At 72.4% G+C, this 10,757-nt stretch carries 11 protein-coding genes and 1 pseudogene; 10 read left to right on the plus strand and 2 right to left on the minus strand.

Annotation, left to right across the window (positions count from 1 at the left end; genetic code table 11):
• Positions 1-67: 67 nt before the first annotated feature.
• From IE313_RS08060 to IE313_RS08070, 3 genes are all read left to right on the plus strand, one after another.
• Entirely contained in the window at positions 68-1,054 is a 987-nt protein-coding gene (locus IE313_RS08060) for a Gfo/Idh/MocA family protein (RefSeq protein WP_189930295.1), read from the plus strand.
• A 349-nt stretch (positions 1,055-1,403) separates the two neighbouring features.
• Positions 1,404-2,321 carry an SDR family oxidoreductase gene (locus IE313_RS08065; protein WP_189930239.1) on the plus strand — a complete coding sequence of 306 codons (918 nt, stop codon included), beginning with the start codon at positions 1,404-1,406 and terminating at the stop codon, positions 2,319-2,321.
• Between the two features lie 172 nt (positions 2,322-2,493).
• A complete protein-coding gene (locus tag IE313_RS08070) occupies positions 2,494-3,054 on the plus strand; it encodes a DoxX family protein (protein WP_189930240.1) in 561 nt (186 codons plus the stop codon).
• Between the two features lie 71 nt (positions 3,055-3,125).
• On the opposite strand, the gene IE313_RS08075 is transcribed toward IE313_RS08070, so the two are convergent.
• Both IE313_RS08075 and IE313_RS08080 read right to left on the minus strand, forming a co-directional pair.
• Positions 3,126-3,722, minus strand: a complete 597-nt coding sequence (locus tag IE313_RS08075) for a GNAT family N-acetyltransferase (RefSeq protein ID WP_189930241.1) — start codon at positions 3,720-3,722, stop codon at positions 3,126-3,128.
• 266 nt (positions 3,723-3,988) lie between these two features.
• Positions 3,989-4,426 carry an NUDIX hydrolase gene (locus tag IE313_RS08080; RefSeq protein ID WP_189930242.1) on the minus strand — a complete coding sequence of 146 codons (438 nt, stop codon included), beginning with the start codon at positions 4,424-4,426 and terminating at the stop codon, positions 3,989-3,991.
• 255 nt (positions 4,427-4,681) lie between these two features.
• Here IE313_RS08080 and IE313_RS08085 point away from each other — a divergent pair, with 255 nt between their 5' ends.
• The 7 genes and pseudogenes from IE313_RS08085 to IE313_RS08115 form a co-directional block, all read left to right on the plus strand.
• Positions 4,682-4,858, plus strand: a complete 177-nt coding sequence (locus IE313_RS08085) for a hypothetical protein (RefSeq protein WP_189930243.1) — start codon at positions 4,682-4,684, stop codon at positions 4,856-4,858.
• A complete protein-coding gene (kdpF, locus tag IE313_RS08090) occupies positions 4,855-4,944 on the plus strand; it encodes a K(+)-transporting ATPase subunit F (protein WP_189930244.1) in 90 nt (29 codons plus the stop codon). The genes IE313_RS08085 and kdpF overlap by 4 nt, the downstream gene beginning before the upstream one ends.
• Positions 4,945-4,953: 9 nt before the next feature.
• The gene (gene kdpA, locus IE313_RS08095; protein ID WP_189930245.1) at positions 4,954-6,615 is read left to right on the plus strand and encodes a potassium-transporting ATPase subunit KdpA; all 1,662 of its coding nucleotides are present in this window, start codon (positions 4,954-4,956) and stop codon (positions 6,613-6,615) included.
• Between the two features lie 62 nt (positions 6,616-6,677).
• Positions 6,678-8,777, plus strand: a complete 2,100-nt coding sequence (gene kdpB / locus IE313_RS08100) for a potassium-transporting ATPase subunit KdpB (RefSeq protein WP_189930246.1) — start codon at positions 6,678-6,680, stop codon at positions 8,775-8,777.
• A 5-nt stretch (positions 8,778-8,782) separates the two neighbouring features.
• Entirely contained in the window at positions 8,783-9,448 is a 666-nt protein-coding gene (locus tag IE313_RS08105) for a potassium-transporting ATPase subunit C (RefSeq protein WP_189930247.1), read from the plus strand.
• A 266-nt stretch (positions 9,449-9,714) separates the two neighbouring features.
• Positions 9,715-10,401, plus strand: a complete 687-nt coding sequence (locus IE313_RS08110; protein ID WP_189930248.1) for a response regulator — start codon at positions 9,715-9,717, stop codon at positions 10,399-10,401.
• Between the two features lie 68 nt (positions 10,402-10,469).
• Positions 10,470-10,757, plus strand: a pseudogene (locus IE313_RS08115) (histidine kinase); the annotation flags it as partial.

Here is a 10,757-nt window from a genome sequence, read left to right on the forward strand (position 1 = left end):
TCCTGGCGGCCGGGGCGAGCCGACCCCGGCGCCGGTGAGGTCGGGAGGGGCAAGGGCTGTGGAACCTGTGCGGTGGGGTGTGCTGGCGACCGGCGGTATCGCGGCGTCGTTCGCGAGGGACCTGGTGGCGATGGAGGACGCGGAGCTGGTCGCGGTGGGCTCAAGGAGCGAGGCGGCGGCCCGGGCGTTCGCCGAGCGGTTCGGCGTTCCGCGGGCGTACGGCGACTGGGCCTCGCTCGCGAAGGACGCCGAGGTGGACGTGGTCTACGTGGCCACCCCGCACACGGCGCACCGGGCCGCGGCGGGGCTCTGCCTGGAGGCGGGGCGCGCGGTGCTGTGCGAGAAGCCGTTCACGATGAACGTGCGGGAGGCGACCGAGCTGGTCTCGCTGGCCCGGGAGCGCGGCACCTTCCTGATGGAGGCGATGTGGACGTACTGCCATCCGATGGTGCGCCGGATCAAGGCCCTCGTCGACGACGGCGCGATCGGCGAGGTCCGTGCGGTGCACGCCGACTTCGGCATCACCGGCGACTTCGCGCCCTCGCACCGGTTGCGGGATCCCGCTCTGGGCGGCGGCGCGCTGCTCGACCTGGGCGTCTATCCGGTGTCGTTCGCGCAGTTGCTGCTGGGTGAGCCGGCGGAGCTGGTGGCGAGTGCGGTGCTCTCCGAGGAGGGCATCGATCTCCAGACCGGAGCAGTGCTCTCCTGGGAGAGCGGTGCCCAGGCCGTGGTGCACTGCGCACTGGACGCCGCCACGCCCGTGACCGCCACCGTGGCCGGCACCCGCGGCCGGATCGAGGTACCGCACGGCTTCTTCCACCCCGACCGCTTCGTGCTGTACCGCGACGGCCACGACCCGCAGGAGTACGCCCCCGACCCGGCGGACGGCCACCGCTCCTCGTACCGGCACGAGGCCGCCGAGGTGATGCGCTGCCTGCGCGCCGGGGCGACCGAGTCGTCGCTGGTCCCGCTGGAGGGCACCCTCGCGGTGATGCGCACCCTCGACGCGATACGGGAGCGCACCGGAGTGCGCTATCCGGGTGAGGCGGCCTGACCGCGGGCGCCGCGGGATGGGGCGCCGCCCGCTCCCCGTCGGGACCCGGGCTCCGCGCGGGGGTCGGCTCTGCGCGGGGGCTCGGCTTCGCGCGGGGGCCCGCAGGGCGCGAAGTCGCCGTCCGACCTGCTGGGCCCCTGGCTGCCGGCCTCTCGGTCACGAGGGAGGCGGCCGTGCTGAGCGTCCCGCCGGGCGTGGTGCCGGCGCCGGCCCTCTTGAAACCGGTGCGCGCCTGCCGGACGTCGAGCCGGACCGTCACCTGGCCGCGCCGTCCGTCGTGGAACTTCAGTGCGGCCGATGACGGCCGGGTGAGCGCTCCGTGCCGGCCGGCCGCGTAGCCTGCGGAGCCATGGAGGACAGGCGGAGGAAGACCGCGGTGGTCACCGGCGCGGGTTCCGGCATCGGCCGGGCCGTGGCACTGGAGCTGATGGGCGCGGGCTGGTCGGTGGCGCTCGCGGGACGCCGCGTGGAGAGCCTGGCCGGGACGGCGCGGCTCGCGGGCCGGCGCCCCGAACGGCCGCACGGACCGGCCGCGGACGGCGGGCCCGACGGGGCCGACGAGGCCCGCGCGGCCGACGGGACCGGCGCGGGCGCGGCGGGCACAGACGGCGCGGCGGGCACGGACGGCGCGGCGGGCACGGACGGGGCGGCGGGCACGGACGGGGCGGCGGCCCTGTGCGTCCCGACGGACGTGACGAGGCCGGGCGACGTGGCGGCGCTCTTCGCCGCGGTGCGCGACCGGTTCGGTGGGCTGGACCTGCTCTTCAACAACGCGGGCACCTTCGGCCCCGGCGGCGTCCCGCTGGAGGAACTGTCCTACGACGCCTGGCGGCAGGTCGTCGACACCAACCTGAACGGCGCGTTCCTGTGCGCCCAGGCCGCCTTCCGGCAGATGAAGGAGCAGCGCCCCCAGGGCGGGCGGATCATCAACAACGGCTCCGTCTCTGCGCACGTCCCGCGTCCGCGGTCCATCGCGTACACGGCCACCAAGCACGCGCTGACCGGCCTGACCAAGTCGCTGTCCCTGGACGGCCGGCCCTATCGGATCGCCTGCGGCCAGATCGACATCGGCAACGCCGCCACCGAGATGACCGACCGGATGCAGCGGGGGGTGCTCCAGGCGAACGGGCAGGTGGCGGCCGAGCCGGTGATGGACGTGCGCGATGTGGCACGCACCGTCCTGCACATGGCGGAGCTGCCGCCGGAGGCCAATGTGCAGTTCGCGACGGTGCTTGCGACGGCGATGCCCTACGTGGGCCGGGGCTGAGGCGCGGGCCGGGGTCCTGTGCGGCCCCGGGCGGGCCGCCGGCCGTCGCCACCCGTACGGCGGCGCGGGCCGGGTACCCGGCCCCCGTGCGTGCCACGGTGGGAGGGCACGCACCAGACGCATCCGGCGCACGGCGGCGCATCGGTGCCGCCATGAGGAGGTACCACCAGCGATGTGTGTCGACCGACATGACCTGGGCCTGCTGCTGCTCCGCACCGGTACAGGCGGTGTGCTCATGGCCCACGGCGCGCAGAAGCTCTTCGGCTGGTTCGGAGGCGCGGGCGTCGAGGGCACGGCGGCCTTCATGGAGTCGGTGAGCTACGTGCCGGGCCGGGCCAGCGCGGTGGCGTCGGGGGTCGCCGAGGCGGGCGGCGGTGCGCTGCTCGCGCTGGGGCTGGCCACACCGGCGGCCGGTGCGGCCGCGGCGGGCGGCATGGCCGGCGCCGCCGCGGTGCACGCGCCCAACGGCTTCTTCAACCAGACGGGCGGCCTCGAACTCCCCGTCACGGTCGGCCTGGTCGCCACCAGCCTCGCCGTGATGGGCCCCGGCCGCCTCTCCCTGGACCACGTCCTCGGGCACACCCTCAACCGCGGCTGGATGGTCCCCGCCGCCCTCGCCTGCGTCTCGGCCGCGACGGCGGTGGTGGTGGGCGCACGCCAGCGCCGTCTGAACGCGTCGAAGACGGCGGAGGCCACCGCGGACGACACGGGGGAGGCACCGGGCGACGAGTGATCCGCGCGCCTGCCGGGGCGCGCCCCGGCGGGGAGCGCGGGGGCCGCGCGGCCGATGGGGTGCCGGAGGTGTCAGTGCCGCCCCGGCTCGACCAGTTCGCCGGCGAGCATGTCCATCAGCAGCCCGTCGCGCACCGAGCCGTCGCGGCGGCGTTCGTACTCGCGCATCACACCCACCGGGCGGAAGCCCAGTTTGCGGTAGAGGCTGATGGCGGGTTCGTTGTCGGCCGCCGGGTCGATCGTCAGACGGTGGTGGCCGTCCACCTCGAAGAGGTAGTGGGCGAGGACGTACAGGGCGGCGCCGCCGATGCCCTTGCGGTGCCAGTCCGGATGGACGGCGATGTCCATGCCCGCGTGCCGGAAGTCGCGCGTGGGCTCCTCCCATGCCTGGACGATCCCCACGACGAGGGGGGCGGCACCGTCCGCGCCGGGTGAGCCGGTGCCGTCCGCCGCGCCGGGTGAGCCGGTGCCGTCGGCGCCGGCCTCCGGCCGCAGTTCGATGGCGCAGCTACGCACGCCGTCGGGCGGTGCGCATGCCTCCTCGGTCTCCTCCTCGGGATCGCCCCACCAGCGGGCGACCTCCGGGCAGCCCAGGATCTCCCGGAAACGCTCCCGGTCGCCCGGCCCGGCCGGGCGCAGCCGAACGCCCAGCCCCTCGATCAACTGCATCGTGCCGCCCTCCGCCTGTCCGATGCGCTGATCCTAATGTCCCCCCGATCCCCCACCGGGGGCGCACTGGTGGCGGCCCGTCAGCCCGCCTCCGAGGAGCCTTCCGGCACGAGCGACGCGACTTGGGCGACGCGACACGACCGACCACGACGGCCACGACGGCCACGACGGGCCAGGACGGGACAGGGGCCCGCACCTGCGCGCGGGCCAAGGGGAGCACCGGCACCCGCATGCGGATCGGGACCGCTGGTCCCGGGCGCACGCGGCTACCAGCCGTGGACGGAGAACGGCTCGCCCTTCAGGTAGTGGGCGATGCCGAGCGCGTTGTAGGGCACGGTGTGCCCGGGCAGTTGGTCCGCACGGTGCCAGGACAGGCCCGCGCACTTGTGCGGCTCGGCGTTGAAGGGCTCGCCGCCGGCCCACTGCGGGGTGGCGAAGAACCAGCCGACGCGGACGCGCCCCGACGGGTTGCGGTGCTGCATCACGTGGACGAGTCGCAGGGACGGCTCCTCGATGCGGATCCCGATCTCCTCGCGGGCCTCGCGCACGGCGGCCTCGATCACGCTCTCGCCGGGTTCGACCTTTCCGCTGGGAAGGTTCAGCATGCCGTCGGCGTAGCCCGTGCCGGAGCGTTCGGCGAGCAGGATGCTGCCGTCGCTCCGCTCCAGAATGATCATGACATCGATGACCGTATGCGGCGCCATCAGGTCCCTCCGGCGAGTGCGGTGCGATAGGGACCCTAGCGCCGGCAGCGGCCCGGTGCCGCGCGGAGGTGGCCCTGGAGTCTTCGCACCGCGTACCCGTCCGATGGCTCACCGTGCAGAAACCGGTGCCGGTGGCGTGCCGGGCGGTCCCGCCGGGGCCCGGCCGGGGCGGCCCGCGTCAGGTGGGCGTTAAGGGTCGGACCTCGCCCGTATAGGACGCATCAAGGGCTCTTAACCCGGAGGGCGGGAGGAGGTTTGCTCTTCTCGGCCAAGACGGCCGGTTTCCATGCATCTCATCCGTTCCGCCCTCTCCCCCTCCCCGTTTCATCTCATCTCCAGGAGCTCACGATGGCCGATCTGGCCTTCGTGGTCACCACGATCGCGATCTTCGCTCTGGTGGCCCTCGTCGCCAAGGCGGTGACGAAGCTGTGACCGTCGAGAACATCGTCGGCCTGATCGTCGCCGTCGCCCTGCTGGGTTATCTCGTGGTGGCCCTCGTCCACCCGGAGAGGTTCTGAGGCACGGTCATGGGTCCGTTGTCCGCTGGCGTGCTCCAGCTCCTTGCATTGGTCGTCGCCCTGGGGCTGGCCTACCGGCCACTGGGTGACTACATGGCCCGGGTGTACTCCTCCGACCGCCATCTGCGCGTCGAGAAGTGGATCTACAAGGCGACCGGGGCCGACCCGGACACCCAGATGCGCTGGCCCGCCTACGTGCGTGCGGTGCTCGCCTTCTCGCTGGTCGGTGTGCTCTTCCTCTATCTGCTGCAGCGCGTGCAGGGCCATCTGCCCGGCTCGCTCGGCTTCGCCTCGATCGACCCGGACCAGGCGTTCAACACCGCCGCCTCGTTCGTGGCCAACACCAACTGGCAGTCGTACTACGGCGAGCAGGCCATGGGCCACGTCGTGCAGACCGGCGGCCTCGCGGTGCAGAACTTCGTCTCCGCGGCGGTGGGCATGGCGGTGGCGGTCGCGCTGGTGCGCGGCTTCGCCCGGTCCCGCACCGGTGAGCTGGGCAACTTCTGGTCCGACCTGGTGCGCGGCACGGTCCGCATCCTGCTGCCGATCTCCGTGCTGGGCGCCCTGGTCCTGGTCGCCTGCGGCGCCATCCAGAACTTCGCCGGCATCCACGAGGTGGGCCAGTTCCTCGGCGGCCCGCAGCAGTGGAACGGCGGTGCGGTCGCCTCGCAGGAAGTCATCAAGGAGCTGGGCACCAACGGCGGCGGCTACTTCAACGCCAACTCGGCCCACCCCTTCGAGAACCCCACCCCGTTCACCAACCTGTTCGAGATCTTCCTGATCCTGGTGATCCCGTTCGCCCTGACGCGCACGTTCGGGCGGATGGTGGGCTCGCTGAAGCAGGGCTACGCGATCCTGGGTGCGATGGCCACGATCTGGGTGGGCTTCATCGCGCTGATGTGGTGGACCGAGTTCGCCCACCACGGGCCCGCCTTCCAGATCGCGGGCGGTGCCCTGGAGGGCAAGGAGACCCGCTTCGGCGTCGGCGCCTCCTCGATCTTCGCGGTGTCCACCACGCTGACGTCGACGGGCGCGGTGGACTCCTTCCACTCGTCCTTCACCGGACTGGGCGGCGGGATCACCATCCTGGGGATGCAGCTCGGCGAGATCGCCCCCGGTGGTGTGGGCTCGGGCCTCTACGGCATGCTGATCATGGCCGTGATCGCGGTGTTCATCGCCGGCCTCATGGTCGGCCGCACCCCCGAGTACCTCGGCAAGAAGATAGGCACCCGCGAGATCAAGCTGGCCGCCTGCTACATCCTCATCACGCCGGCCCTGGTGCTCGTCTTCACCGCCTTCGCGATGGCGCTGCCCACCCCGCCGCACTCCATGACGAACTCGGGAGCGCACGGCTTCTCGGAGATCCTGTACGCCTACACCTCCGGGGCGAACAACAACGGCTCGGCCTTCGCCGGGCTGAACGCGGACACCCAGTGGTTCAACACCACCATCGGGCTGGCCATGCTGCTGGGCCGCTTCCTCCCCATCGTGTTCGTGCTCGCCCTGGCCGGCTCGCTCGCCCAGCAGCGCCCCGTCCCGGTCACCGCCGGCACCCTGCGCACGGAGAAGCCGCTGTTCACGGGCATGTTGATCGGCACCCTGCTGATCGTTTCCGCGCTGACCTACTTCCCCGCCCTGGCCCTTGGCCCCCTCGCGGAAGGACTCGCGTGATGGCCGCCCGACCACCAGGCACCCGAAACGAGCACACCGAACAGAGGAAACAAGAGGACGCCATGTCCACCGCGACTGAGACCCGCGCACCGCACCAGGACCTGCCCGGCGGGCAGCCGGGCGGGCGTGTGGGGGGCGGTCTGTTCGACCCGCGGCAGCTTCTCACCTCGCTGCCGGAGGCCCTGCGCAAGCTCGACCCGCGGGTGATGGTCAAGTCACCCGTGATGTTCGTCGTGCTGGTCGGCTCGGTGGTCACCACCGCGCTGGCGATCGCCCACCCCGGCGACTGGTTCGGCTGGGCCATCACCGCCTGGCTGTGGCTGACGGTGGTCTTCGCCAACCTCGCCGAGGCCGTCGCCGAGGGCCGCGGCAAGGCCCAGGCCGACACCCTGCGCCGGGCCAAGACCGACACCGTGGCCCGCCGGCTCGCGCAGGGCGCCGAGGAGCGGATACCCGGCACCGACCTGCGCGTCGGCGACCTCGTCGTCTGCGAAGCCGGCGACACCGTCCCCGGAGACGGTGACGTCGTCGAAGGCGTCGCCTCCGTCGACGAATCCGCCATCACCGGCGAGTCGGCTCCCGTCATCCGGGAGTCGGGCGGCGACCGGTCCGCCGTCACCGGCGGCACCAAGGTCCTCTCCGACCGGATCGTCATCAGGATCACCACACGGCCCGGCGAGACCTTCATCGACCGCATGATCAGCCTCGTCGAGGGCGCCGCCCGCCAGAAGACCCCCAACGAGATCGCCCTCAACATCCTCCTGGCCTCGCTGACCATCGTCTTCGTGCTGGCGGTCGTCACCCTGAAGCCGTTCGCGATCTACGCGGGAGCCGACCGGCAGACCTCGATGGTCGTGCTCACCGCCCTGCTCGTGTGCCTGATCCCCACCACCATCGGCGCGCTGCTGTCGGCGATCGGCATCGCCGGCATGGACCGCCTCGTCCAGCGCAACGTGCTCGCCATGTCCGGCCGGGCGGTCGAGGCCGCCGGCGACGTGTCCACCCTGCTCCTCGACAAGACGGGCACCATCACGCTCGGCAACCGCCAGGCCGCCGAGTTCCTGCCGGTGCAGGGCACCACGGCGGCCGAGGTCGCCGACGCCGCCCAGCTCTCCTCGCTCGCCGACGAGACCCCGGAGGGACGCTCCGTCGTCGTCCTCGCGAAGGAGGAGTACGGGCTGCGCGAGCGGCACCAGGGCGAGCTGTCCGGCGCCGAGTGGATCGCCTTCACCGCCCAGACCCGGATGTCCGGCGTGGACGTCGACGGGCGCAGGGTCCGCAAGGGCGCGGCGGGCTCGGTCATGGCCTGGGTCCGCGAACAGGGCGGCCGCGTCCCGCAGGACGCCGACACCCTGGCCGCAAGGATCTCCGAGGCGGGCGGCACGCCGCTGCTCGTCGCCGTGCAGGACGGCGGCGGGGCACGGGTGCTGGGCGTCGTCCACCTCAAGGACGTCGTCAAGGAGGGCATGCGGGAGCGCTTCGCCGAGCTGCGCCGGATGGGCATCAGGACCGTCATGATCACGGGTGACAACCCGCTCACGGCCAGGGCGATCGCGGACGAGGCCGGCGTGGACGACTTCCTCGCCGAGGCCACGCCCGAGGACAAGATGGCCCTCATCAAGCGGGAGCAGGCCGGGGGGAAGCTCGTCGCGATGACCGGCGACGGCACCAACGACGCACCCGCGCTCGCCCAGGCGGACGTCGGCGTGGCCATGAACACCGGCACGTCGGCCGCCAAGGAGGCCGGCAACATGGTCGACCTCGACTCCAACCCCACCAAGCTCATCGAGATCGTCGAGATCGGCAAACAGCTCCTCATCACCCGCGGCGCCCTGACCACCTTCTCCATCGCCAACGACGTCGCCAAGTACTTCGCCATCATCCCGGCGATGTTCGCCGCGGCCTATCCGAGCCTGGACAAGCTGAACATCATGGCGTTGTCCTCGCCCGAGTCCGCGATCCTCTCGGCGGTCGTCTTCAACGCCCTGATCATCGTGGCCCTGGTGCCGCTCGCGCTGCGCGGCGTGCGCTACCGGCCGTCGAGCGCGGACTCCATGCTCCGCCGCAACCTCGGCATCTACGGCCTGGGCGGTCTGATCGCCCCGTTCATCGGCATCAAGATCATCGACCTGCTCATCTCCCTCATCCCCGGAATCGGTTGATCACCATGGCCACCTCCGCATCGGGCACCGCCCGTCTCCTCGGCGCCGGCCTGCGCGCCCTGCTCGTCCTCACCGTCATCTGCGGCGTCCTCTACCCGCTGGTGGTCACCGGGATCGCCCAGGGCCTCCTCCCCCACCAGGCGAACGGCTCCGAGATCAGCAGCGGCGGCCGGGTCGTCGGCTCGTCCCTCATCGGCCAGCGCTACGACCTGCCGCTGAAGAAGGGCCAGGACACCCCGGCCCCCGCCCTGAAGTGGTTCCAGCCCCGGCCCTCCAACGGCCTCGGGGAGAACTCCGTCAACACCCAGTACCACCTGCTGCTGTCCGGCGCCACCAACCGCGCGGGCGACAACAAGGACCTGATCGCCTGGGTGACCGACGCCAAGAAGGCGGTGGTCAGGGACAACTCCACCGCCACCTACCAGGTCAGGCCCTCGGACGTGCCCGCCGACGCGGTGACCTCCTCCGGCTCGGGCCTCGACCCGGACATCTCCCCGCAGTACGCCCAACTCCAGGTGCACCGGATCGCCGAACGCAACCACCTTCCCGTCGCGCGGGTCGAGAAGCTGGTGGCGGACCACACCGAGGGCCGCCAGCTCGGCTTCATGGGCGAGCCCCGCGTCAACGTCCTGGAACTCAACATCGCGCTCCAGGACCTGGCGAAGGGCTGACCGCGGTGTCCCAACGCACCGAACCGGTTCCCGGCCCGGGACCGCGCCCGGCCGGCACCGGCCCGCACCCGACCGGGGCGCCGCCCCGCGCCCGGGCCGGCGGCGCCCCCGTCCCCCGCTCGCGGCAGCCCTCAGCCCCCGCCCTGTACCCGCGGCTCCCGGGCGCCCCCGTCCCCCGTCCACGACCCCGCAGCGCCGCCGCCCTGTACCCGCGGCGCACGAGCGGCCCCCTCCCGTATCCCCCAGGAAGGAAAGGCGGCACGGCGATGCCCCGGGTGCTGGTGGTGGAGGACGATCCACAGCTCGTGCGCGCGCTGCGGATCAACCTCCAGGTACGTACGTTCGAGGTCGAGGAGGCCACCGACGGACGCACCGCCCTGCGGCTGGCCGCGGCCCGCGAACCGGACGTGATCGTCCTCGACCTGGGGCTGCCGGACATGGACGGCGTCGACGTGATCAGGAGCATCCGGCGCGCGCAGAGCCAGGTGCCCATCCTGGTGCTCTCCGCCCGTCACACCTCGGAGGACAAGGTCAGGGCGCTGGACGCGGGCGCGGACGACTACGTGACCAAGCCGTTCAGCATGGACGAGCTGCTGGCCAGGCTGCGCGCCGCCACCCGGCGGCGCAGGCCGCAGGCCGACAGCGAGGGGCCCGTCACGGTCAGCACGGACGAGTTCACGATCGACCTGGCCGCGAAGAAGGTGCACCGCGGCGGGAACAGCGTACGGCTGACGCCCACCGAGTGGCACCTGCTGGAGATCCTGGTCGACAACCCGGGCCGCCTGGTCACCCAGCGCCGGCTGCTCCAGGAGGTGTGGGGCCCGACCTATGCCGCGCACAGCAACTACCTGCGCGTCTACATGGCCCAGTTGCGGCGCAAGCTGGAGCGCGACCCGGCCCGCCCCCGGTACCTGATCACCGAGCCGGGCATGGGATACCGCTTCGAGCCCTGACCGCGCTTCGAGCACCGACCACACACACCCGGCACACCTACGGACAGGGGAGAACGGGAGGCGGCACCATGGCACGCGGCAAGCTGCGCATCTACCTCGGCGCGGCACCGGGCGTCGGCAAGACCTGCGCCATGCTCGCGGAGGCGCACCGCAGGCGCGAGCGCGGCACCGATGTCGTCGTCGGCCTCGTGGAGCACCACGGCCGGCCGCGCACCGAGGTCATGCTGCACGGCCTCGAAACGGTCCCGCGCCGGGTGCTGGAGTACCGCGGCAGCACCTTCACGGAGTTGGACGTGGATGCGGTGCTGGTGCGTGGGCCCGCGGTGGTGTTGGTGGACGAGTTGGCGCATTCGAAT

It is taken from the genome of Streptomyces sulfonofaciens (assembly GCF_014656295.1).
Classification (GTDB): Bacteria; Actinomycetota; Actinomycetes; order Streptomycetales; family Streptomycetaceae; genus Streptomyces; species Streptomyces sulfonofaciens.

Coding starts and splice junctions, on each gene's coding strand:
- IE313_RS08065 (WP_189930239.1), top strand. CDS start 1,404: ATGGAGGACAGGCGGAGGAAGACCGCGGTGGTCACCGGCGCGGGTTCC.
- IE313_RS08070 (WP_189930240.1), top strand. CDS start 2,494: ATGTGTGTCGACCGACATGACCTGGGCCTGCTGCTGCTCCGCACCGGT.
- IE313_RS08075 (WP_189930241.1), bottom strand. CDS start 3,722: ATGCAGTTGATCGAGGGGCTGGGCGTTCGGCTGCGCCCGGCCGGGCCG.
- IE313_RS08080 (WP_189930242.1), bottom strand. CDS start 4,426: ATGGCGCCGCATACGGTCATCGATGTCATGATCATTCTGGAGCGGAGC.
- kdpA (WP_189930245.1), top strand. CDS start 4,954: ATGGGTCCGTTGTCCGCTGGCGTGCTCCAGCTCCTTGCATTGGTCGTC.
- kdpB (WP_189930246.1), top strand. CDS start 6,678: ATGTCCACCGCGACTGAGACCCGCGCACCGCACCAGGACCTGCCCGGC.
- IE313_RS08105 (WP_189930247.1), top strand. CDS start 8,783: ATGGCCACCTCCGCATCGGGCACCGCCCGTCTCCTCGGCGCCGGCCTG.
- IE313_RS08110 (WP_189930248.1), top strand. CDS start 9,715: ATGCCCCGGGTGCTGGTGGTGGAGGACGATCCACAGCTCGTGCGCGCG.